The 21077-nt window shown below is 42.8% G+C and carries 28 protein-coding genes and 10 pseudogenes; 27 read left to right on the top strand and 11 right to left on the bottom strand.

The window, feature by feature from the left end:
• Positions 1–147, bottom strand: a pseudogene (locus AAC147_RS19085) (IS630 transposase-related protein); the annotation flags it as partial.
• 23 nt (positions 148–170) lie between these two features.
• Here AAC147_RS19085 and AAC147_RS19080 point away from each other — a divergent pair.
• The 4 genes and pseudogenes from AAC147_RS19080 to AAC147_RS19065 all read left to right on the top strand — a co-directional run.
• Positions 171–287 (top strand): annotated as a pseudogene (locus tag AAC147_RS19080) (DUF4224 domain-containing protein); the annotation flags it as partial.
• 26 nt (positions 288–313) lie between these two features.
• Complete coding sequence (locus AAC147_RS19075; protein WP_047683876.1) at positions 314–607, top strand: hypothetical protein; 294 nt, start codon at positions 314–316, stop codon at positions 605–607.
• Between the two features lie 26 nt (positions 608–633).
• Positions 634–835, top strand: a pseudogene (locus tag AAC147_RS19070) (integrase); the annotation flags it as partial.
• Between the two features lie 130 nt (positions 836–965).
• Positions 966–1202 (top strand): hypothetical protein, encoded by a 237-nt coding sequence (locus AAC147_RS19065; protein WP_047683874.1) that lies wholly within the window; start codon positions 966–968, stop codon positions 1200–1202.
• 59 nt (positions 1203–1261) lie between these two features.
• On the opposite strand, the gene AAC147_RS19060 is transcribed toward AAC147_RS19065, so the two are convergent.
• The 5 genes from AAC147_RS19060 to AAC147_RS19040 form a co-directional block, all read right to left on the bottom strand.
• Entirely contained in the window at positions 1262–1450 is a 189-nt protein-coding gene (locus AAC147_RS19060) for a hypothetical protein (RefSeq protein WP_052189663.1), read from the bottom strand.
• A gap of 2 nt (positions 1451–1452) precedes the next feature.
• Positions 1453–1683: a hypothetical protein gene (locus AAC147_RS19055; RefSeq protein WP_052189661.1), complete on the bottom strand. Its 231-nt coding sequence runs from the start codon at positions 1681–1683 to the stop codon at positions 1453–1455.
• A gap of 3 nt (positions 1684–1686) precedes the next feature.
• Positions 1687–1875 (bottom strand): transposase, encoded by a 189-nt coding sequence (locus AAC147_RS19050; RefSeq protein ID WP_338114286.1) that lies wholly within the window; start codon positions 1873–1875, stop codon positions 1687–1689.
• 79 nt (positions 1876–1954) lie between these two features.
• Positions 1955–2236, bottom strand: coding sequence for a transposase domain-containing protein (locus AAC147_RS19045; RefSeq protein ID WP_052189657.1), 282 nt, complete (start codon positions 2234–2236; stop codon positions 1955–1957).
• Positions 2237–2409: 173 nt separating this feature from the next.
• Complete coding sequence (locus AAC147_RS19040; protein ID WP_047683871.1) at positions 2410–3180, bottom strand: hypothetical protein; 771 nt, start codon at positions 3178–3180, stop codon at positions 2410–2412.
• 30 nt (positions 3181–3210) lie between these two features.
• Here AAC147_RS19040 and AAC147_RS19030 point away from each other — a divergent pair.
• Positions 3211–4552, top strand: a pseudogene (locus AAC147_RS19030) (hypothetical protein).
• 277 nt (positions 4553–4829) lie between these two features.
• The gene (locus tag AAC147_RS19025) at positions 4830–5042 is read left to right on the top strand and encodes an ANR family transcriptional regulator (protein ID WP_047683866.1); all 213 of its coding nucleotides are present in this window, start codon (positions 4830–4832) and stop codon (positions 5040–5042) included.
• A gap of 200 nt (positions 5043–5242) precedes the next feature.
• Here the strand turns inward: AAC147_RS19025 and AAC147_RS19020 are convergent, their stop codons facing one another.
• Positions 5243–5389, bottom strand: coding sequence for a hypothetical protein (locus AAC147_RS19020; RefSeq protein WP_231571510.1), 147 nt, complete (start codon positions 5387–5389; stop codon positions 5243–5245).
• A 229-nt stretch (positions 5390–5618) separates the two neighbouring features.
• Between AAC147_RS19020 and AAC147_RS19015 the strand changes: the two genes are divergently transcribed.
• The 4 genes and pseudogenes from AAC147_RS19015 (at position 5619) to AAC147_RS19000 (ending at position 7107) form a co-directional block, all read left to right on the top strand.
• Positions 5619–6038: a hypothetical protein gene (locus AAC147_RS19015; protein WP_047683863.1), complete on the top strand. Its 420-nt coding sequence runs from the start codon at positions 5619–5621 to the stop codon at positions 6036–6038.
• Positions 6028–6408: a hypothetical protein gene (locus tag AAC147_RS19010; protein WP_047683861.1), complete on the top strand. Its 381-nt coding sequence runs from the start codon at positions 6028–6030 to the stop codon at positions 6406–6408. The genes AAC147_RS19015 and AAC147_RS19010 overlap by 11 nt, the downstream gene beginning before the upstream one ends.
• A gap of 33 nt (positions 6409–6441) precedes the next feature.
• Positions 6442–6762, top strand: coding sequence for a hypothetical protein (locus AAC147_RS19005; RefSeq protein WP_156115398.1), 321 nt, complete (start codon positions 6442–6444; stop codon positions 6760–6762).
• 18 nt (positions 6763–6780) lie between these two features.
• Positions 6781–7107, top strand: a pseudogene (locus AAC147_RS19000) (hypothetical protein).
• A 77-nt stretch (positions 7108–7184) separates the two neighbouring features.
• Here the strand turns inward: AAC147_RS19000 and AAC147_RS18995 are convergent.
• Positions 7185–7514: a hypothetical protein gene (locus tag AAC147_RS18995; RefSeq protein ID WP_047683858.1), complete on the bottom strand. Its 330-nt coding sequence runs from the start codon at positions 7512–7514 to the stop codon at positions 7185–7187.
• A 517-nt stretch (positions 7515–8031) separates the two neighbouring features.
• Between AAC147_RS18995 and AAC147_RS18990 the strand changes: the two genes are divergently transcribed.
• From AAC147_RS18990 to AAC147_RS18930, 13 genes and pseudogenes are all read left to right on the top strand, one after another.
• Positions 8032–8469: a DUF1240 domain-containing protein gene (locus AAC147_RS18990; RefSeq protein WP_047683856.1), complete on the top strand. Its 438-nt coding sequence runs from the start codon at positions 8032–8034 to the stop codon at positions 8467–8469.
• A gap of 43 nt (positions 8470–8512) precedes the next feature.
• A pseudogene (locus AAC147_RS18985) lies at positions 8513–9169 on the top strand (IS3 family transposase); the annotation flags it as partial.
• Positions 9170–9365: 196 nt separating this feature from the next.
• Positions 9366–9755, top strand: a pseudogene (locus AAC147_RS18980) (transposase); the annotation flags it as partial.
• Between the two features lie 22 nt (positions 9756–9777).
• Positions 9778–9993 (top strand): annotated as a pseudogene (locus tag AAC147_RS18975) (IS3 family transposase); the annotation flags it as partial.
• 31 nt (positions 9994–10024) lie between these two features.
• Complete coding sequence (locus AAC147_RS18970; protein ID WP_047683854.1) at positions 10025–10681, top strand: hypothetical protein; 657 nt, start codon at positions 10025–10027, stop codon at positions 10679–10681.
• Positions 10682–10695: 14 nt separating this feature from the next.
• Entirely contained in the window at positions 10696–11247 is a 552-nt protein-coding gene (locus tag AAC147_RS18965; RefSeq protein WP_047683852.1) for a hypothetical protein, read from the top strand.
• Between the two features lie 27 nt (positions 11248–11274).
• Positions 11275–11574, top strand: coding sequence for a hypothetical protein (locus tag AAC147_RS18960; protein WP_047683850.1), 300 nt, complete (start codon positions 11275–11277; stop codon positions 11572–11574).
• A 22-nt stretch (positions 11575–11596) separates the two neighbouring features.
• Positions 11597–12091, top strand: coding sequence for a hypothetical protein (locus AAC147_RS18955; protein ID WP_047683847.1), 495 nt, complete (start codon positions 11597–11599; stop codon positions 12089–12091).
• 2 nt (positions 12092–12093) lie between these two features.
• Positions 12094–12345, top strand: coding sequence for a phage tail protein (locus tag AAC147_RS18950; RefSeq protein ID WP_081989092.1), 252 nt, complete (start codon positions 12094–12096; stop codon positions 12343–12345).
• Positions 12345–13446, top strand: a pseudogene (locus tag AAC147_RS18945) (phage late control D family protein). Before AAC147_RS18950 ends, AAC147_RS18945 begins: the two are co-directional and overlap by 1 nt.
• 64 nt (positions 13447–13510) lie before the next feature.
• Positions 13511–13738, top strand: a complete 228-nt coding sequence (locus tag AAC147_RS18940; RefSeq protein WP_047683844.1) for an ogr/Delta-like zinc finger family protein — start codon at positions 13511–13513, stop codon at positions 13736–13738.
• A 196-nt stretch (positions 13739–13934) separates the two neighbouring features.
• Complete coding sequence (locus AAC147_RS18935; protein WP_047683842.1) at positions 13935–14213, top strand: damage-inducible protein J; 279 nt, start codon at positions 13935–13937, stop codon at positions 14211–14213.
• Between the two features lies 1 nt (position 14214).
• A complete protein-coding gene (locus AAC147_RS18930) occupies positions 14215–14520 on the top strand; it encodes a type II toxin-antitoxin system RelE/ParE family toxin (protein ID WP_047683839.1) in 306 nt (101 codons plus the stop codon).
• Positions 14521–14542: 22 nt separating this feature from the next.
• Here the strand turns inward: AAC147_RS18930 and AAC147_RS18925 are convergent, their stop codons facing one another.
• Positions 14543–15118 carry a hypothetical protein gene (locus tag AAC147_RS18925; RefSeq protein ID WP_052189654.1) on the bottom strand — a complete coding sequence of 192 codons (576 nt, stop codon included), beginning with the start codon at positions 15116–15118 and terminating at the stop codon, positions 14543–14545.
• Between the two features lie 864 nt (positions 15119–15982).
• Between AAC147_RS18925 and AAC147_RS18920 the strand changes: the two genes are divergently transcribed.
• The 4 genes from AAC147_RS18920 to AAC147_RS18905 are packed head-to-tail and all read left to right on the top strand — an operon-like array spanning position 15983 to position 20297.
• The gene (locus tag AAC147_RS18920) at positions 15983–17026 is read left to right on the top strand and encodes a nucleotidyltransferase domain-containing protein (protein ID WP_047683837.1); all 1044 of its coding nucleotides are present in this window, start codon (positions 15983–15985) and stop codon (positions 17024–17026) included.
• On the top strand, positions 17023–18759 hold the full coding sequence (locus AAC147_RS18915; RefSeq protein WP_047683834.1) for a ThiF family adenylyltransferase: 1737 nt from the start codon (positions 17023–17025) through the stop codon (positions 18757–18759). The genes AAC147_RS18920 and AAC147_RS18915 overlap by 4 nt, the downstream gene beginning before the upstream one ends.
• Positions 18752–19219 carry a Mov34/MPN/PAD-1 family protein gene (locus AAC147_RS18910; protein ID WP_047683830.1) on the top strand — a complete coding sequence of 156 codons (468 nt, stop codon included), beginning with the start codon at positions 18752–18754 and terminating at the stop codon, positions 19217–19219. Before AAC147_RS18915 ends, AAC147_RS18910 begins: the two co-directional genes overlap by 8 nt.
• Before the next feature lie 10 nt (positions 19220–19229).
• A complete protein-coding gene (locus AAC147_RS18905; protein WP_047683829.1) occupies positions 19230–20297 on the top strand; it encodes an SAVED domain-containing protein in 1068 nt (355 codons plus the stop codon).
• A 106-nt stretch (positions 20298–20403) separates the two neighbouring features.
• Here AAC147_RS18905 and AAC147_RS18900 read toward each other — a convergent pair whose 3' ends face one another.
• Together AAC147_RS18900 and AAC147_RS18895 are read right to left on the bottom strand one after the other, a co-directional pair.
• Positions 20404–20664, bottom strand: a complete 261-nt coding sequence (locus AAC147_RS18900) for a helix-turn-helix domain-containing protein (RefSeq protein WP_047683826.1) — start codon at positions 20662–20664, stop codon at positions 20404–20406.
• Between the two features lie 254 nt (positions 20665–20918).
• A pseudogene (locus AAC147_RS18895) lies at positions 20919–21077 on the bottom strand (integrase domain-containing protein); the annotation flags it as partial.

The raw sequence follows: 21077 nt of genomic DNA, 5'->3' as shown, positions 1-21077 counted from the left end.
CTGATAGTCATCGGGAAAATTTTGAACATCTGCGATGAGATCCTCATCAGGAATTTTCGTGGCGGGTTTAGCGCGGGTCATACAAGGTTCTATTTTATTGCACCACCGAAACAAAGTACGTATGGAGACTTCAAAATGCGCACTCGTATGAATTACTTTCCAAACAGTGCCAATCACTGGCTAAACATGGCATTTTCTTTATCATTCGCCAAGATGGTAAACCCAGAACGACCTGGACACATTTCAATAGTCCAATGTCTATTGTACGTCGTTCCCATACTGTTTAAGAGACTGATTTTGAGAACATGTAATCATGGCCAGAACAAGAAAAAATGCTGCCGATAAATGTTTACCAAAACGTGTTTATCGGGGAAAAACCAAATACGAATTTCATCCGGCAAGAGGGGGATCCGTCTCCCTCTGTCCACTGGATGCTCCGTTTTCAATCATCTGGGCTGAATACGAAAAAATTCTTTGTGACATGTCATGGGAGGAAAATTCAGTGTCTAATTTAATCAAGCAATTTTTGGCTTCTGCTGACTTTAAGGATCTGGTCTTTGATACCAAAAAAGATTACCGAAAATATGCCAACAAGCTGACGTTCTGACATTGACCCGTTCACAATTAATGGAAAAAGCCAAACAAGCAGCAAAAGAGGAATTTCCGAATCTGGATTTTAATTTCACATTTCACGAATTAAAGGCGAAAGGTATCTCCGATCTGTACGCTGGCAGAAAAACAAGCGATATCCGGTCATAAAAACATAACCCAAACAGCCCGATATGGTCGGAAAGTTGAAATTGTTCCGGTTGTAGGAGGGCAGAAGAAAAAGTAAAAACCTTTCTATTATTTGTTTGATTTTAATGCTATATGAAAACTAAGTTTGAACGAATACAAATGTGTATTTTAAACTTTAACTAAAATATATGGCGGAAATTAACAATCAATATTAAAAGGTCATGTTTATGGAAAATAATGGAAGTGTATTGTTTACTATTTTGTTAATAGTAGGGGTATGGTTAATTATGTTCATTCCGATGTATCGAATTGCTAAAAAAGCAGGTTATGGCTTAGGCTTGGCTATTTGCTTGAGCTTACCATTTCCGCTTGTTCCTCTTATTGCACTCTGGTTTTTTGCGTTTACGACATGGCCAATAGAGCGCTACATCCCCAAGATTCCTAAGTCCAATCAAAATAACTAAAAAAAGTATCCCCCAGCATAGCCGTAATACCGCTCGCTTAAGCACGAGCGGTTCTTTTTTTATGAGGATAACGGGGTGCTTTGAAGAGCACTTGCCTCTAGCCGAACCAGATTGTAGACGATCAATATGCCCCATAATTCCTGATAGATACCTGCCCGTGTCTGGCTTCTCAGGAGAGCGGTATTATTGAGTTGCCTTTGTTTCAGTTCACCATAGCCTTCCCCGGTTTCCCATCGTTCCCAGTACACGGTCAGGAACTCTGAGGGGATAACGTCACAGGGCATTCCAGAGAGGTAATAAAACCTTTAATTTCGCCATTGGGTTCCGGGATCAGAATAAGGCGCGCCCGCCAGGTTTTTTCAAGGTGAGGATGCATTTTCCGGTGGGTATTTTTGCCGGTGCCCTGCCATGTCTGAAATAACTCCGCAGAGAGGAAGCCTCGATCAAACAACGTCAGAGTATTTTTGGAAGCAGAACCCACCCGTTATTGGGCGTAGCTGATCTCACTTTGAGTGACAGGGCCAAACGCCACCTCGGAGATAAGATGTGTTCGGGCGGACATCAGGGTGACCGCCAACACAGAAGGAAAAGTTGCTTTACCTGAGGCATAACCCCGTTGTTGATTATCGCCGGTTTCGGGCACTTTAAACTGGGTGCCATCCACACAGAGGATTTTCAGGCCACACGTAGAATAAGCCGTCTCTTCTTTTTCCCATTCGGTGGCTGTAGTATGAAAAAGGTGTCGTAATGGCTCAACACCAATTCGATATCGGGCTTTTGAGATACGGCTTGAAGCTAATGACGGCAGTTCCCCCTTTCGCGTCAGGAAACGCCAAATCTAATTTATCACAAACATCATTGATAGAACGGTTTCTCATGAGACCGATACCCGGCACTAGCCAGACGGCTTGTTCGGCGGGGAATCGACGTTTTCGCACGGTGGCTCGCCCTGTTTCTTTAACCACTTCAGTCACCCATTCCATTGGAATGTTTTGACTGAAGGCATCCAGGGATTCTGGGTAATTCAATGCCACAGTTGCCTGGAGTTCACGAGAAAATTCAGATATAAAAATCGGCCTTAGACAATCATCTTAGGCCGATTATGGCTTATCTTAATTTGCTTAAGCGAGCGGTATTAGGCCTAGTAGGGGAGGCTATATACAAAAACCGCCCCGCTAGCTATTACGGGGCGATAGTAAAAATATAGTTATTCAGGTGTATTTATGTAACGAAGAATCTCTGCGGACAGATGGGGGTCCAATGCTAACACTTCTCTCAATAAATCTAGAGTTTTCCTGCATATTAAACTAGGTTGTTTAGCCAATTCTTTTGGGTCTTCAATATAGTAATCGTCCCCATATTTTTCGACTAATTTATTATTGATAATTGAGATTGCTTCTTCGATTTGTTCAACAGGTAATCTATCAACTTTACCACTGCGAGCTATTGAATCTGCAATGCTATTCAAATAATTTGTCTTGTACGCCATTCCTTTAATATCATCTTTTAATTTAAATACATCAAGATCACCGATCACCCCAGGATATACGGTATTAAAACACTGGGCACCAGTAGGATCATTTTTTAATAAGATACCAATGGAGTTAATAAAATGCCTACCATATTCATTTACAGCCTCATCGGAGGCAGAGTTTAATAAACTTCCTATTCTGCTATCAAACCACACATTAAGAGATGCCAAAACCTTTAATATAAATTCATTCTGAACTTCCTTATCTTCCGTATAAGGCATAGATTTTATTTCTTTATATACACTCTCAAACTTTTCTGGATCGATTTTATTTATCGCTTCAAACATTGGGTATTTTGCTAATATTTCTTCCCGTGTCGGAATGAACTCTGCAGTTGAATTCCCACGAGTTATATTCCCAAATATAAAATAGTAAAGCACAAAAACTACCACAGTAACAGTAATCACTAGTTTTTTAATATCGACAAAATCTTTCAAACTTCCCATGTATCCCTCACCAATTTAAAACCAATTATTATGAATAATACTATTCTCTGGCTCGATCTCGAAACCTACAGTGAAGTACCGATTAGAGAAGTACCGATTAGAAACGGTACTCACATTTACGCCGAACATGCCGAAATTATGTTATTTGCATGGGCGATTAACAATACCCCTGTTCAGGTATGGGCGCACCACTGGTAATATCCCATACCTGCCGAATTACGTAAAAGTTTACTCGATCCCACCGTTATTTTATTCGCCCATAACAGCCACTTTGACCGCACTGTTTTACGCTATTACTGGCTCGGTTGTGAATATGTTATTAGCCGCTGGCGTGACACGATGGTGCAGGCGCTGGCACATGGCTTACCCGGTGCATTGGGCGCATTATGTGAAGTGTTGGGCGTACCGCAGGATAAAGCGAAAGATAAAGAAGGTAAGACGTTAATTCAGTTATTCTGTAAACCCCATCCAAAAAATGTCGCCATTCGCCGTGCCACCAGTAAGACCCATCCCGAAGAATGGCGGCGTTTTGTGGCTTACGCAGGGCTGGATATTGAAGCTATGCGCGAAGTACACAAGCGCCTGCCCAAATGGAATTATCAGGGTGCTGAATTAGCTCTCTGGTACCGTGATCAAGAAATTAATGATCGTGGTGTACGTAGATATTGAACTGGCAAAAGAGGCTGTTGAAGCCGTAGAGAAGGAACAAAAACAATTAGCAAAGCGTACACAGGAAATGACCGAGGGTGATGTACAGGCAGCGACTCAGCGGGATGCCATGAGCTGGTATAAAAAGTCGGTCGAACTGGAGCAGACCTACGGCCTGAGCGAAAGAGTTTTTATCACCTGCGATTCACTCAAACGCATGTGGCGTAATGCCCATACTGAAACGGTGTCGTTCTGGTATGAATTGGAAGAAGCCGTAAAACGGGCGATCAGCTCCCCCAGTGTCACTATTCCTTTCCGTAGGTTAAAAGTACGTCGCGATGGGGCTTGGCTGCGTGTGGTTTTACCGTCTGGGCGCGCAGTCTGTTACCCCTCACCGCGTCTTGAAGACCGGCAGATCAGTTACATGGGTACTAACCCGTACAGTCGCAAATGGCAACGGCTCAAAACCTACGGCGGGAAACTGGTCGAAAACGTCACACAAGCGGCAGCATGTGATGTACTTGCTGGCAATATGCCGCTTATCGAAGCGGCGGGTTATGACATTGTGCTGATAGTACACGACGAAATTATCAGTGAAGCACCAGACACATCTTATTACTCACCCGAACATCTCAGTTCATTGTTAGCTACAAACCCCGATTGGGCACCGGATTTACCTCTGAATGCTGGCGGGTTTGAAGCATATCGATATAGAAAGGATTAAATTATGGAACGTTGTGAAAAATTTGGTGGCTACTACGGCGAGCCGAAGAAAATTAATGTTGGTGAAAAATGTTGCTTTACCATTAAAACCTATAATGGTAAATCATTTAAGCTCCGAGGAGTAACAGGGAAACTAACATATATACATGGTGATAGCTGTTATTCTGTCGTGTACCGTAAAACCATATATTATGTTGACAACATCACCCACCCCGATGATCCATCACCGCTTACGCTCGTGTTTGCTGGTTATTGTACCTGTCGCTGAGAAATCCCCTATGGCATTTAAATACCGAGACAGCCCGTTATTTTATCGGGCTGCGCGTGAGGCCGCGCAAATTGAACGTGGGGGCGATTATTTACGGGCATCGAAAGTTTGGAATAAAGCCGCTCGCCATTCCCGAAATACCTTAAATATTGCCTGGGCTGAAATTCGCTCCGAATTTTGTTTAAAGCAATATCACAGGGATAAATTAAATGAAAATACGTGAGGATGTAATAGAAAGGCATTTAGTTATTAACCCGGTGTGCAAATACCCCTATTTCCATCATGCAGCATAACAAATTTTGGGATGTCGGAAAAAGCGGGCAACATGTGTATTTCTTCTTTGCCGCTTTCTGATATGGCTTTTTGTCTTTCCTTCTCATTCTTGCTAATTTCTTGCGGGTGATGAGTGACGAAGGGCTCTTTTCAAATCGCCATTAAGGTATTCATCGGGATTTCACTCTGGGGAATAGGGAGGTAGATAAAATACCTCAAGACGGTTTTGATGTTTTCCAACCAGCGTGTTACTAGCTTCGCGTGGTGTACCCGCAGGTTATCCAATATCAAATACACTTTTCGCCCCGCTTCTTTATATGAGCTGTTGAAAAAAATGTAATAATGTTCGGGCGGTCATCGTCTCCTTGTACAACATGAATCTCAGACTGCCACGATTATTGATGGCCGATATCATGTTGAGAGAAAAACGTTTTGCATTCACATCAATGACAGGTATTTTTTATGCCCGTCTCGTCTCCCCACCAAATTTCAGCACCGTCTGCGCAGCATTAACATTACTAACCAATTGGATGAGATCGCCGAAAAGGTACGCGCCGCCGTCGATTTGGGCGACTTTGAAAACTACATTCTGTCACAGGATGGCCCTTGTACCCCGCGTAATCAACAGACTATCCGTGTCGCCCGTGAAGTCAGCGACAAGCTCAATTCGTATGACGAAGCTGTTTCTAATGTCGTCGGGATTTATGCCCAACTCAATCCGACCGCCGGTGTGTTGAAAACACGCGAGCGGAAATACCGCATCGTCAAAAAACACGATAGCCAAGCCTCAGCCTCCGCCGATGAGGGTTTTGATCTTTTAAAGAGCGCCATCGGCGTGTTTCGGAGTCCTGTCAATAACTGTGGATCAGGGGATTGGCAGGGGTTGGAGGACAGCCCGGCATTACCGCCTAATTTAACCGGTAAGGCGTTATCGGATGTTCTCTAATGGGGAGGCCACGGAACTCAACGCCGCTGAAAATCACGTACAGCGTGAGGAAATCGGCGTTTCAGGGCCGCGGGTTATCTCCCGCATCATGTTAACGCCAAAAGAAGAGGCGAAGTTGCCGGAGGTCAGGCGGCTGACTGGGTTAATGGCGTTCGAAATCAGTAATCAGTCAATGGAAACGATGTTTATCAAGGGTATGAGTATCAGCTTTGAGGGTCAGCGGCTGCGAGTGCGTGACGGCACTGTGCAGTTGATGGATTTACCGGAGGAGCAGGAACGGAAGCAACGCGAGTTTGAGGCTCGTAAACAGGTGCGCCGTGAGGCATTGCAAGCGCGGATTATGAATATTGGGGAAATGAGGAAACTATGAGAATCGATTTAGGTCAACAGCCATGTTGCTGCCTTGTCTGATGATGTTTATGTGTCAGAGTGGGCTTGGTCGGATAATCCCGTTCAGTTGATACAATCGGCGTTGAGTTTATCAATAAATAAAAAATGTCATAGAACGTTTTATTCCTCCCGATGTTCAGGGGATTACGGCGAGGAGGCTTATAAACGGCTTTTTACCCTGAATCGTATTTTTGGCTCGCCTGCTTTTTTCGATACGGTCACGTTGTTTGATGTTGATAAAGGTTTCTTGGATGAAAAGAGGATTATTGAGCACTATTCACGAAAGGAGTTTGAAGAGCTGTATTTGTGTCGGTTGCCCCATCCACGCGGGTAATCAGGGAGAATAAACACAATGGCGAAATCCGCCGCAGAACGCAAAGCCACTCAACGTCAACACCAACACCAGCAGGAAGCTGGTGTCACTAAAATGGAATTGCTGCTTGATAATCAGGAACTGGATATGCTGAAGCGCAATTGTTAACTGAGAAGATCGGGGCGCGAGCCTTATGACGTGGTGGAATATCTCACCCTGCTTATTCGCAAAGATGATGCTGAGTTGCAAGCGCTATCAGCGAAGCGGTGTGGCAAATGCGGTGAGGCGCTTCCGGTGGAGGAATGCTGCTTTTTCGGTGATTCAGCTTGCTGGGTGACGTCAGGCTGGCATGAAGTAAAGTTGTGAGAGTGTGACATGTCACACCTTTAACGGAAGGGATTAAATATCAATAAAAGTTAACACTATAAATATTAATGCCCTACTCAAAACCAAAATTGCCTAAAACCCCGAACGGCGTCCTGCATATCTCTTCTGGTAAGTTGGTTGATATTGTTTTGATCAAAATTGGGTGAGAGAAATAATATCAAATGTGTGTTTTGGTTAATAAAGTAAATTAAACTATTTGGAATGCCGTCTAAAGTAAAAGCTAAATGTAAAAGTGGATAGTGCCTGCGTGGATCATCAACGACAGGCACAGGGCCAGCGTAATAATACTCAGTTACGGCTTGGTATTGTCTCCAATGTCTTCCAGAGCGCCTTTCTCGTTCAAGAAAGCTATTAATACGGACAGGTGCTGTGAGTGGGCCAGCCATAAAATTCTCCTTAGCCATAATGGATATCATAGATACCCATGAATAATCACAAAATGAAACTATCATAGTCCAAAGCTAATCGCAGCTATTTTAGTTGATATTTTAGTCATGCATAAAACGACCATGATTGCGCACCAATCCGCAAAATCAAACAAGGATCCCATACCCCGCCAAGCGCCAGTACGGGCGCCTCTGGAACGATCCCTTGCAGGTGCATAAAAAGCGACACATTTAGTGGGCAGGCGCGGTGGGGTCACGACTGCGCGCAGCGGGGTTTATTGGCTGTGCCAGCTGCCAAAAATTAACACAGTAAAATGCGAGAACGCAGAAATCCATTCAGTGTGGCTCAAAATGACAGGGGCGTGTTTTTGTGGCGAAGGCAGGTTTAAGTTTTCACTGGGCAGGTTGTTATGCTATTTAGTCCATTGTCAATATTGATAATAAGTTAATTTTTTGAAACTCTGATAACTATCAGAATAATTAGGGCAATACGTTACGTGCACAGGGGATAAGAGTCATGACAATAGAAAAAAGGGTTGGCATTATTTTGGTGTCATTAGCCGTTTTAATGATGGGGGGGCTGGCAGTCTTTACTTCAGGTAGCGAGCTAATAGCGGCGTTTAAGATGGAAGACCGGGTGAAATCCTCTTACGTCATGTTCGTGCTTATTTTTTTCTCGCCATTCATGCTGTATTTTTTTCTTTTGCTGATCTATCTGGGAATCACTTACAAGCCAGCAGAGTTAGAAAAAATCAGAAAAAAGAAAAAATCGATAACACTCAATGAGCGGATTATGATTTTTGTTCTCGCCATTGCCTTCCTCGGGCTTGTCGTGAGTATTCCACTATCTTGGTATATGCATTTCAGGTTGCTGGATGCCGGGTATGTTATCTGCGAGAGTAAGTATGCAAAAGGGTCAACCCGGTATGCGAAAGAGAAGAGACTCTGTCACTAAGTTTATCAAGTTGAGACTGAGTGACAGTTTTATTAGGATGGGACAATGTATTAAAAAAAGCCTCAGCACTCTTGATGTCGGACTACCTGAACAGTGCACGTTAATCGAGCAATTCAGAGTGCATTATCCGGTGGTTTTCCTTTGCCAACTGTTCAGGGTTCATCGCAGTCGTTATCAGGCCTGGCACAAGCGAGTCAAGCGGCCAGACTCTGCTCGTGTGACGCTAAAAAGCCGGGTTCGTGAAGCGTTTAACAAGAGTCATGGTTCTGCCGGAGCACGAACAATTGCCTCGATAGTCACCCGTGAGGGGCTCCCACTAGGCCGATGGCGGGCCGGAAAACTCATGGCTGAATTCGGACTGGTGAGTCGTCAGCAACCCAAACATCGGTATTCACGAAAGGAGCAGGAACATGTTGATATTCCAAACCATCTTGACCGCCAATTTACTGTTACGGCACCCAATCAGGTTTGGTGTGGTGACATCACCTACATCTGGACAGGTCAACGTTGGGCGTATTTAGCGGTGGTTTTCGACTTATTTGCGCGTAAACCCGTCGGTTGGGCGATGTCATTGTCGCCCGACGCTGAGTTAACAAAGAAAGCTTTAACCATGGCATTTGAATCAAGAGGAAAGCCACAAGGTGTGATGTTTCACAGTGATCAGGGATGCCAGTATACCAGCAAAGCATTTAGACGATTATGACAGCGATATGGTATCAAACAAAGCCTGAGCCGACGGGGAAACTGTTGGGATACTCAGTTTACTATACTGACGAATACCGGAGTGAACTGACCCGTGCTGGGATTGGTTACGTGCCTTTCTGTTGACCTGTCGTTTACTTCGGTTTCCCCTGATTACCGGGCCCAGAGTCAGTGACCTAATAGGAGCCTTGCCCCTGCCCCCAAAACAATATGCAAAAAATTTGCGGAGCCAGTATGGTGTCTGCCCGCAGACAGCGGCGACTTTGCTTGCGGTGGCGGGTGATAATCCTGAACGGCTAAAAAATGAAGCCGCATTAGCGGCGCTCTGTGGCGTTAATCCTTTACCTGCATCATCGGGAAAAACGGTACGACATCGATTGAATCGGGGAGGAGCACGTGAAGCCAATAATGCACTCTGGACAATTGCGCTGGTTCGTATGCGTAGTGATCCCAGAACCAAGATCTATACTCAACGCCGAACAAATGAAGGGTTGTCAACGAAAGAAATATTACGTTGCTTAAAACGCTATATTGTACGAGAGCTGTATCCCTTAATTTTGGCTGATTTAAAATCGCTTTCATAATGATGCTTGACATAGGAGCGTCAACAGTCCAATGGAACGGTTTTTCAGGAGCTTGAAAAGTGAATGGGTGCCTTTAGAGGGATATGCAAATTTTATGGTAGCCAGATATTCAATCACTCAGTATATAACAGGTTATTACAGCCAGCTTCGCCCTCACGGGTATAACAACGGATTAACGCCCAATGAATCAGAAAGATTATTTTGGGAAGCCTCTAAGTCAGTGACCAATTTTTATTGACCACTTCACTATGTTGATGGGTGTGAAGCCGATGCTGAACGAGGCATCCATCTACCACAAGGAAATGGACGAATTCCGGGCGCTGGGTGTTGGCGAAAGAATTCTGAAAGACGCGGACAAATTCGCTAACGGTATGACCATTATAGGCAATAGCACCAGTGATAACTTGAAAGCCCTGAAAGAAGCGCATTCAGTATTGCGGCATTATGATGAAGCCAAAATGGTGACGCCTGAGTTGCTGAAATTGCAATATGCGACTCGTTTTTTGGATATGCACGGGATCAGTGACGAGAAAGCACAGGAACTGCGCGACCAGTCACAGGAAGTGCTGAAAATTGCTGAAATGCGTAACATGATTAACAGCCCCGAAGACTTTAAAAAATCTGTGAACCTGTCTGCTCAGGCAATGGCAGCCAGTGGGGGGTTAGTGTTACCCAGCGATTATATGGCGATGCTCAAAACGGGAAACGTGGCGGCTAAGCAGATGAGCGATGAAGCATTTTATTTCTCCATGTCGCATATTATTCAGCAGATTGGTAGTGATCGGACAGGAACATCCCTTGCCAGTGCTTATCAGAACTTAATAATGGGCCGCACCACGCAAGGGGCTGCGGAAGAGTTGAGCGCACTGGGATTGTTAAAAAAAGCGCGGTCAAATACGGTAAAACCGGGCATATTACTAAGGTAAAACCCGGTGCGCTGGTGAATGCGGAAAAATTCCAGACGGATCCATTTCGTTACTTAATGGAAGAAATAGTGCCGCGTATTCGTAAGAAACATCCGCAGTTAGATGAACGAGGTATGGAAACCGCCGTTGCCAAATTGTTCTCTGACCGCAAGGGCGCTGACTTGTTTGTCACTATGTACCACGAACACGCCAATATAGAGAAGCAGATCAAGGCCGGACATGAAGCCTACAGTGTAGATAAACTGGTGAAGGAAGGTAAGACGACGGCACAGGGGCAAGAGTTGGAGCTAGACGCTCGTAAACGCGATTTGTACAAACAGATCGGCGATCAACTACTACCGTTGTATATCAAGGGCCTGACAAAACTTTCTGAAATGCTTACCAACGTGAAGCAGTTCTTTAATGACCACCCGACTGTTGCTAAATATCTTTCCATTGCGGCGGCCGGTCTGAGTTTATTAGGCGGTGCGTTTAAAATACTGGCCGGGGTGATACGCGGAGCGACCGCGCTCATGATGGCAAACCCGATTCTGGCGATCCTCGGCATGATTGCATTGGCAGCCTGATTAATTTACGACAACTGGGAAACACTGGTGCCGTGGTTTAAAAACCTGTGGGATCGCATTTCCCATTATGTCTCGACCGCATGGCAAAATATTAAGCAAAAAATCCGTGATAAGTGGGAAGAAATCAAACAGGATACCCAAAATAAATGGGACGGTATCAAGAAGACTCTGCCAGATAAATGGGATGAAATTGTCGAAGATACCAAAAAACTGCCGGAAAAGTTTAAGCGGTTTGGCACGGAAATTATCGAAAAACTCATCACCGGGATTAAAGATAAATGGAAAGCCCTGAAACAGAGCATTGCCAATCTGGGGACGGAAATTTAAAGACGCCATCACCCCAGATTTTATGAAAACGCAGGCGCAAAAGCCGGAAGTGAAGCAGGCACTGGAGGCCTATAACAATACAGCCAGTAACTCGATGGCTGGTTTTTTTGGCGGCGCTTTTGATAGCGGGGGTTATTTGCCTGCCGGAAAATTCGGGCTGGTCGGTGAACATGGCCCGGAACTGATTAACGGCCCGGCGCGGGTGACCAGTCGCCGACAGACGGCTGCCCTCGCCACTATGGCCGCCTTATCACTGGGTGCCACCTCCACGGTCAGCGCCCAGCAAACTCCGTTACATCCCTACAGCCTGCCGACTGCCCAATACCAAAGCGCCGGCGTGACCGTTATCAATCAGCACCAACAGCACAATCGCCCGGCGTATGAAATCCATATTCATGCTACACCAAGCCGGTCTGAACAGGATCTTGCCCGTGCGGTGGCCCGTGAACTGGATCGCCGTGAACACCAACAGCGTGCCCGTGCCCGCAGTGCTTTTTCTGACCGAGAGGATTATTGATCATGATGGCCGACAGCGGCAAAGCGTGGTCGTTTCTGGACGGTCACGGCATGATTTACGGTATGTTTATCATCGAAAGCCTGGACCAGACCAAAACCGAATTTTTTGTTGATGGTGCTGCCCGCACAATTGAATTTACCGTCACCTTGCGCCGGGTGGATGAAAATCTGGGGGAGATGTTCGGCGATCTGAGCAACCAGTTAACGGAGATGAAAAACGGGGTGGCCGATAAACTCAGCGGGGTATTTTCATAATGTCACCGCCTAAGTTAGACTGGGTCACTGGTCAAACCCAAACACCGGTTTATGTGCTGAGTGCCGGAGATGAATCGGTCAACGCCCGTATTCAACATCGGCTGGTTGCTCTGACACTGACGGATAACCGCGGCTTTGAAGCTGACCAGCTGGATATCGAACTGGACGACAGCGACAAACTGCTGTCCCTGCCGCGGCGGGGCATGGAACTCTCACTGTATTTAGGCTGGCAGGGGGAACGCTCATTCACAAGGGCAAGTTTATTGTCGATGAAATTGAATACAGTGGTGCGCCGGATAAAATCACCCTACGCGCCCGCAGTGCCGACTTTCGGGCAACCCTCAATATCAGCCGTGAACTTTCCTATCATGAGAAAACGATTGGGGATATTGTCCGTACTATTGCGAAGCGTAATAATCTGCAACCTGAAATTGATAAAATGCTGGCTGACATTATGCTGAATCATATCGACCAGACCAATGAATCCGACGGCAGCTTTTTAACTCGGCTGGCAAAACAGGAGGGGACCATTGCTACCGTCAAAAACGGTTACCTGTTGTTTATCCGACAGGGGCAGAATCAGGCCGCCAGTGGTCGCCCGTTACCGAAAGTGATCCTGACCCGCCAGTCCGGTGACGGTTACCGCTTTTCACTGGCCGACCGGAACGCTTACACTGGCGTATCGGCCAGCTGGCTGAATACCCCCGTGACCCGAAGAAAAAAACACAGGTGACGGTCAAACGCAAACGGCGCAAAGTGACTCCTCAAAAACAGGAAGAAAAACAGGGTGATTATTTGGTCGGCAGCGAGGGGAATGTCTTGGTGATGAAACACACCTATGCCAACAAGGCCAATGCCGAACGCGCTGCCAAAGCCGAGTGGGAGAAAATCCAGCGCGGTGTGGCCTCGTTCTCCATCCAACTGGCAAAAGGCCGCCCGGAGCTGTTTCCTGAAATGTTGGTCAGGGTCAGTGGTTTTAAACCGCAGATTGACGGCGCAGACTGGACGCTGGTTACCGTCACGCATACCTTAAATGACAGTGGGTTAACCTCGGCGTTAGAACTGGAAGTAAAAATATCTGATGCTGACATGGGCGTCTGATTTGTTATAATCGCGCTATCGCCTAACACAGCTGGCGCTTTCCTGATTTTGAGGTGCTCATCTTATGATGAAATGCCCCCTTTGCAGCCATGTGGCTCACACACGCAGCAGTTTTGAACATACCCTTCAAACCAAAGAACGTTATAACCAGTGCCAGAATATCAATTGTGGTGCCACATTTGTCAGTCATGAAACGTTTGTCCGCTGGGTGGCTAAGCCGACACTAGTTGAGTTCGCCCCGCCGCATCCAGAAAAGGGACAACAAACGGTCATGTGCTTTGATAGCCCTTAAGATAATTATTAGCCCCTGATCCTTGGGGGCTTCCTGAATGTCCCTTCAATTAATTCAAACAACTGCCTCCAAATTTTACTCAGCCATTAACAGTGTTCTTTTTTTAAAACAGCATTGTTGTTTTAGTTTGCTATGCTAATATGACAACACAAATGACAACATGCTATTGAAGTGATAGCGAACTAAGGGGGAATGAATGGAGACAATTCATTTTCGTATTGATGAAGAAACCAAGCGCCTAGCTATGCAGGCTGCTAAACGCCATCAGACAGACTTAACTAAGTTAATGCGGCAAAAAGCCGAAGAGCTAGCAAATGAAGAACGTGAGTATCAAAAAAATACCCATGCTTACTGGTTAGAAACGGAAATTGAGAAAGCCATTGACCGGTGTGAAAACGGTTCGGCTCAGTTTATGGATGAGGCTGAAAGTCAGCACCGGATGGCGCTACTGCGCAATAAACTGAGCAGGGGATAACGTGATCACTATTTCATGGGAAGAAACCGCGCAAACTGACCGGGAGCAAATTTATCTTTACTTCTTTGAACAGGCTGGGTTGTTATTGGCTGATGAAATTGACGCAAAGTTCGTGGAAATGACTGGACTGCTGAAAATCACTCCGTATGCCGGTATGAAAGTCCGTAACAACCCGGATGAGCATTATAGAAAACTTGTTGTCCCGCATTTTCCCTTTATCATGCTCTACCGTTACGATGAAGAAATTGAAAATATAAAAATTATCAGGATATTACATACCGCCAGAAGAATAGCGGGATTGTTTTAAGTAAAAAATTTCCTGATGACTCTCACCCTATCAATGGGCATAAACGGTGAGTTGTTCTTACTATGGCATAAGGAGACGGTTCACTCAGCACCAATGAATATGTTGTGTCAACATGCTTATAGCTTGAGTCATCATTCATACTCATTTTAATAATTCTTTCTAGCGGAGTATAAGAGCCATCCCACTGACTAAAATTAAAGAAAAATTTATCAAAGTTGATTCGATTATCGAGTGAATTGGGGTCTTTCTTATAGTCGGCGTAGCACCATCCAAGCACTTCATCTAATTTTAAATCACCGGGTTTTTTATAAGACATCTCACTTAAACAGCTGTAGAACGCGTCAGTCTTAAGTCTGTCTATATCTTTGTAATAAATATAGCTTTTAACAATATCTTTTCTTTTATACTGAGGTTCCTGTGAGTATTCCCAAAGTGTTTTAGTGGCATGTTGTTGGAGGAATGTTTGAGCATCAATCGGTGGCTCTTCTTTAGTGCTGCCGCCGAAAAGGAAAGAGTGCACACCGTAGATAATGGCGATTATGATGATGAAAGGGATCGCGCCTATCAAAATGGTTATGCAAAGCGCTGAAAAAGGCATTGAAGCAGGCTTAGATGTTTCACAATGAGGGCATTACCTTATTTCTTTCAAAAACTATTTTAGTGCATTTTTTGCATCTGGCTCTTCTGGTTCTAGCCATAAAAATTACTCCTTAATTAATCGAAACTACCTATCACTGATAGTGATTATCAAATTGGTGTATTTTCTGTCTGGCATCGCTGAATAATTATCAAAAGAAACGCTTCATGATGCAAATTAGTGCATCTTCTGCGACACCAAAAAATATTTTTTCGAGAGTGGTTTTTGAGGGAAAACAGAGGTGGAATAAATGCTGTGTATTCATATAGTAGTGCCAATCTGCTGCCAATTTCGATTTTTCGTGCACGAAAAGCCTAAGAAAAAAGCCACCGTGCGGTGGCTTTTTTTATTCCCTAACTCACTGTTTTATCAGTAGTTTTTTATTTGGTGCCAGGGCGGGACTAGTAAATAAATGTAATTAATTGAATATATTAAAATTATTTTTGTAATTTATTTTTATGCCCCTATTAATGCCCCTCGTTTGTTTGTGCTTGTTTATTTATCTAACTAATTGATTTAATAAAAATCATGACTATACATACAGGCTATATATATGGTAAAGCTTAATCTTTAATACTCAATCACAGGATACCTATTAATGCTTATGAGAGCATTATTCACCTGTATCAATGAACAGCATAAACACGTTGGTATCATGTGGCACATAAATAACATTCAGAAAATAATATTTCTAATAATTTTAAGATGCAAATCACAATATTTTAAATACCAATAAGGTTGGATTTATTTTTTTGTTGCTTTCCCATTGAAAAGTAAACGAGTCTGCCCAATATGACAATCGTTCACAACAAATGCGGAGCTACAATGAGTATTCAAAGCAAGTTTAATACATTCCATAAAGCAATCAAATTAGGTCGTAAGGATCCAGAATATAAAAATGCTCGTTCAAAGGATGATAGTATCACAGAAGATATTAAAGCTCGTTTTAAGGAAGACGGTTATCCTATCATCGAAGATTTCATTCAGGGATCACTAGCAACTCATACTGCTATTAAAGAAAAAGGCCAGGATTTCGATATAGATCGAGCAATAGTCATCGAAGTAAGTTTGGCTCCTGATAACCCAATTATACCGAAGGAAGCTGTACTAGAAGTGCTAGAAAACAGGAAATTTAAGAATGCAAAAATTAAAAAGCCTTGTGTGACAGCTGATTATAAAACAGAAAACTTGCATATCGATATACCTGTTTATCGTCGATATGAAAATGAGCAGTATGAACTTGCTATTGGTAAGAGGCATTCCGATGAAAACAATAGGGAATGGTCCACAGCAGCACCTCATGAATTAATCGACTGGATTAATCGTTCCGACAAATATGGATTTTATGAATCTGAAAAAATTGCTCAGTACCGCCGTATTGTTCGTTATTTGAAGCGCTGGAGAAATTTCAAATTTAAAGAAGAAGTACGTCAGAAAATTTTCTCCATTGGTATCGCAGTTATGGTGAAGGAACAATTTCAATCTTCAGTCAATACGGAGGGTTTTCCTGATGATTTATTAGCACTTAGGACAACGTTATATGGCATACTAAACTATGGTGGCTATTTCACCGAAGTGGAGGAGGATATATATAAAGTCAAAGTATTACTGCCAGTCAGTCCTCGGCGAGATATTTTTTATAAAAGCAGTACTAATACTGGGACACAATTCCGTAACAAACTGAGATCACTACTGAATATTCTTGATAAAACTGCAAATGAAGAAAATGAATCAAAACAGTGTGATCTGCTTCGTAGTGTATTTGGCGAAGACTTTCCAGAATCTACATCCTCAAATTCTACAGGATCTTCGAGTGCAAAAACTGTTTTTGCAACCGCTGGAGCGGTAGGGACATCACAAGGCGCATGAACTACTCATTTATTAAGGAATGTTTAACTAACTGCGGGTACTGTGTATCCGCAGTTGCTTACAACTCCGATGAAATCAATGCACTTAAAGTTGAGCAAAAAATTGGGGATCATAAGGTAGAGTTACTCCATTTTTATGTGAGAGAGCTTTATCAAATGCCAGAATTCTTGCTCAACAAACCTTCACATTTTGATCGATTAGCCCATACTACTGTTTTTCAGGATGTTGATCTTGCAACTATCTGTGTCAATGTGCCAGATTCTGTGTCTGTGAATTATGAAAAACCTGAGTTGGCTTTTATCGAATCTCTTAATAGGCATATTAGATTATTAACACGTGCGTTAATGGAACCTGAATGGAATAAACAAGAATTACTGAGAGAATTTCAGGCTGGTTGGCTGAGTATTATTGGCAATACAGAAAGTAATTTCATATGCCTATCTGAAAGTAGTGAATTAGAAATACTAAAAGTTTTAAAGCCACGGGCGGGAGTCCAAATGGGGCTTGCTACATACTATTTGGGACATCCGGTAAATTGGTCTTCAGAGAATACAATTTCTTTGCTTGCTAACCAATTGAAAAAAAGGAATCAGGCAGATGGATTGGGTTATATCATACCACTGAATGAACTTATACCAGCTCCATGGACGGAAAATGAACTTGGTGAATGGTACTTATCAGTGTTGTCATCCTTACATGCAGATGTTTTGTTCAAACTCAAAAATCAATATAGACAACAGCGTGTCCGTGAAATTTGGGTTATTTTTAATGGTTATACCTCATCAGGAAGAACATGGTTCGGAATTCATTTTTCCCTAAAAAGCTCTGTCAACGGAAAAAAACATTTACCTTTGACTGGTGCTAATTTGCAGGATTGGAAACTTAAAGCAATAAAAGTTTCGTTATTTAACAAAGAGAGACTTATGCCCCGAAGTGGGGCTGAGCAACGCCTACAAGACAAAAAAGTGCTATTAGTAGGGTGTGGATCTGTAGGGGGGGATATCGCTGATAAACTTGCAGCATCAGGTCTTGGTCATATCACATTATGTGATATAGATTATTTTACTTTGGAAAACTTATATCGACATATTCTACCAATTAATTTTGTATCTTATCTTAAAGTTAGTTCATTGTCGGCAAGTTTGACTCACAAATATCCTTGGTTAAGTATCAATGCGAAAAACTTAACGCTATTACAATTGAGATCACGAGATTTTCTTACGAAATATGATCTCATTATAATCGCAATCGGTTCACCAACACATGAGCGACTTTTCCATGATTACTTGTTAAAAGAAAAAATTAAGGTACCGATGATTAACTCATGGGTTGAAGGTTACGGAATCGGAGGACATGCTACATTAGATATACCGAGTAAACTTGGTTGTCTACGTTGTGCATATGTAAACCCAAAAGATCTTTCAAGAGGGCTTGCATCTAATCTTAACTTTTTAAAGCATAACCAAGATATAACAAAAAATCACGCCGGTTGTGGTGATGCTTTTCTACCCTATACATATATAGCCTCAACACAAACATCATTAATTGCTGCGGATTTGGCAGTTAAATATCTACTGGAAAGAGTGAACGAATCTTCAAAAGTGAGCTGGAAAGGACAAGCTGATGAGGCTATTGATAATGGCTTCTTAGTTAGTGATAGATATTATGCGTTTACGCGCTCGCTTGAAATTTTATCATTATATAACAATGAATGCGATATTTGCAATGGATGATTTATCAATTGAAGTGGTTTCTTCTGAGCTTCAGGTACTTATTCCGAAAGGAGTGATAAGTATGTGGGAGAAGTATCGACAAATAGACCCAGATGCCCATGAAGCTTTCGGGGTGTTGATAGGTTCTAAGTGTATTGATTTTGCATACTATCATATATCAGAAATCACTGAACCAAAGGAACAAGATATCCACTCAAGAAGAAGCTTCACTTTGAAAGATCCAGGACATCAGGCGATTGTTAATGCGTTATTTGAAAGTTCCGGTGGTCAGCTTGTTTATCTTGGTACGTGGCATACACATCCAGAACCTAACCCCCACGCCTCGTCGATTGATATCAAAGACTGGAAAGCATGCTTAAAGCGTAATAAAGATCGCCAGCTTTTTTTTATAATAGTAGGTACCGAAAAAAAAGCACTTTATTATTTTGATGGGGAAATTTTTAACCGATACGAGTTTTGAGGTTATTACGATGAATAAAGAACTACTAATCCATATAGCAAAATTAATATTCAAACCGAAGGATCAACTTACACGATTAGCATTAGGTCTGTTCAAATTGGGATTGCTATCATTATTAGGTGGTTGGGGAATAAGTATTAAGTTTACAAAAGAGTTTCTGGAAAAAAATTTAAAAATAATTGAAGATATAAATGTTGGATATCAAAAGTATACAGATATTGCTTATTGCTTTGGAAGTTTGGCTTGTCTATTTGGATTGGGACTATGGTGTTATGCGGCATGGATTGCAATGAAAGATATGAATCGAAAAGATATAGTTTTAATCAGTGCCTTTGGTTTTGAAAATATAGATCCTAACTCCTCGATTAGTGGTCTTTCATATAGAGAGAAAGCAAAAATATTGCCATTGAAGTTTTCTCCTTTTGATTCGAGGAATAAAGAAAACATTATACATAAGGCTGCTTTTTTAAAGCAAAGTATTCTTGAAAGAACACAACATTCTGATGCGAGTCAGGCATATATAATCTCTTTGGGTAGTGTCCCATATCTTTTTATGATCGGAAGTTTTATGCGTGATGGACATCTACCTTTAAAGATTTTTGATTTTGACCGCACTAAAAACTATTTTCACCCATTGGATGAATTTCCTACAGGGGCGATCTTGTTAAAAAAGTATCGCGGTGCCGAAGTCCAAAAAATCTCCTCAATTCAACCAAACGATGAGGGAGTTATTGGATTAGCAATCTCATTTACCATGGAAATTCAAGATAGTGAATTGCCTGAAAGCATCATTGATCATACATTACATGTCGAACTAAGTACGGGATTTCGATTCGATAATCTCCCAGCAGAAGAAGAACAAGGAAAAATTACTAAAGAGTTAAGTTATATTATATCGGAGCTAAAACAGCGTACGAGCAGAGTTGATCTATTTATTTCTGCTCAAGCATCCTTCATATTACGATTAGGAACTTTATATCAGGAAGGTTTACATGGTGTTGTGACAGTCTGGCACTGGAATCCATCAAGCAAAAGTTATGAATGGAGTTTATCTATTAATGGTAATAAAGTTGATTGAAATGTATAGCTATAGTTAGTTAAGCTATTTTATTATAGTTCTTATTGAGAAGATATCTATATATGCTTATCTTCTCAATAACTTTAAAATTTAAGCTTGGTTATTCTTATGACTTATTGCGAAATTTACGCTCAATAAGTTGACCACGCTGATCAAAATACCGACTAGGCCAGATTTCTGAAGGATGGACACCGAGATAATCAGCAATTATCCATTCACCTTTCGGCCACGGCCTACTGAATGCATTTGCTAATGTCGATGAACTGAGTCCCGCTTCACGAGAAACAGCCGCTAAGGTTGTTCCACGTTTACGTAATGCTGCGATGATATCGGCCTGATGCCAGTCAGTTCTAATGTTGTTATTCATTCCTATTACCCCTTCCATTAATTAATATTGATGGTGGTGATTCAGACAGGGTTCGCAGTACCGGGGATTACCATCCGGCGAGGCCGAAGCCTCCCCCGCCTGAACCACCATTGAAAGGGTGATAGCAGACGCACTGGTAGAAGAACTTACTACCAGTGGGTAATCCTTATAAGGCTGCGAAACCTTACCACTAGATTTTGCTAATGGCGGGAATATTTTAACTGATTGTTTTATCTAACTCAATAACCGAACGACTAAGTTGAACGACTATAAACCCGTTCAACGTAACGCCCGCGACCATCACCGTGCCCTAAATCCATTGATACCAGTGCTCTTGCTTCTTGCCGATTAAAACCATTTTGTTGGTAAAAATTAAGCGCATCTTGCGCCCACGCATAGCGCAAACTGTGGGG

The organism is Xenorhabdus sp. NBAII XenSa04 (assembly GCF_963866145.1).
Lineage (GTDB): Bacteria > Pseudomonadota > Gammaproteobacteria > Enterobacterales > Enterobacteriaceae > Xenorhabdus > Xenorhabdus indica.
This window is presented reverse-complemented; position numbering and strand designations above follow the sequence as displayed.

Bases quoted from the DNA above. Each gene is read 5' to 3' on its own strand.
- AAC147_RS18910 (WP_047683830.1), top strand. From the start codon at position 18,752: ATGGATGATTTATCAATTGAAGTGGTTTCTTCTGAGCTTCAGGTACTT.
- AAC147_RS18915 (WP_047683834.1), top strand. From the start codon at position 17,023: ATGAACTACTCATTTATTAAGGAATGTTTAACTAACTGCGGGTACTGT.
- AAC147_RS19025 (WP_047683866.1), top strand. From the start codon at position 4,830: ATGGCATTTAAATACCGAGACAGCCCGTTATTTTATCGGGCTGCGCGT.
- AAC147_RS18905 (WP_047683829.1), top strand. From the start codon at position 19,230: ATGAATAAAGAACTACTAATCCATATAGCAAAATTAATATTCAAACCG.
- AAC147_RS19010 (WP_047683861.1), top strand. From the start codon at position 6,028: ATGTTCTCTAATGGGGAGGCCACGGAACTCAACGCCGCTGAAAATCAC.
- AAC147_RS18935 (WP_047683842.1), top strand. From the start codon at position 13,935: ATGGAGACAATTCATTTTCGTATTGATGAAGAAACCAAGCGCCTAGCT.
- AAC147_RS19065 (WP_047683874.1), top strand. From the start codon at position 966: ATGGAAAATAATGGAAGTGTATTGTTTACTATTTTGTTAATAGTAGGG.
- AAC147_RS18990 (WP_047683856.1), top strand. From the start codon at position 8,032: ATGACAATAGAAAAAAGGGTTGGCATTATTTTGGTGTCATTAGCCGTT.
- AAC147_RS19040 (WP_047683871.1), bottom strand. From the start codon at position 3,180: ATGGGAAGTTTGAAAGATTTTGTCGATATTAAAAAACTAGTGATTACT.
- AAC147_RS18920 (WP_047683837.1), top strand. From the start codon at position 15,983: ATGAGTATTCAAAGCAAGTTTAATACATTCCATAAAGCAATCAAATTA.
- AAC147_RS18970 (WP_047683854.1), top strand. From the start codon at position 10,025: ATGCTGAACGAGGCATCCATCTACCACAAGGAAATGGACGAATTCCGG.
- AAC147_RS18995 (WP_047683858.1), bottom strand. From the start codon at position 7,514: ATGGCTGGCCCACTCACAGCACCTGTCCGTATTAATAGCTTTCTTGAA.
- AAC147_RS18940 (WP_047683844.1), top strand. From the start codon at position 13,511: ATGATGAAATGCCCCCTTTGCAGCCATGTGGCTCACACACGCAGCAGT.
- AAC147_RS18955 (WP_047683847.1), top strand. From the start codon at position 11,597: ATGAAAACGCAGGCGCAAAAGCCGGAAGTGAAGCAGGCACTGGAGGCC.
- AAC147_RS18925 (WP_052189654.1), bottom strand. From the start codon at position 15,118: ATGCCTTTTTCAGCGCTTTGCATAACCATTTTGATAGGCGCGATCCCT.
- AAC147_RS19075 (WP_047683876.1), top strand. From the start codon at position 314: ATGGCCAGAACAAGAAAAAATGCTGCCGATAAATGTTTACCAAAACGT.
- AAC147_RS18900 (WP_047683826.1), bottom strand. From the start codon at position 20,664: ATGAATAACAACATTAGAACTGACTGGCATCAGGCCGATATCATCGCA.
- AAC147_RS18950 (WP_081989092.1), top strand. From the start codon at position 12,094: ATGATGGCCGACAGCGGCAAAGCGTGGTCGTTTCTGGACGGTCACGGC.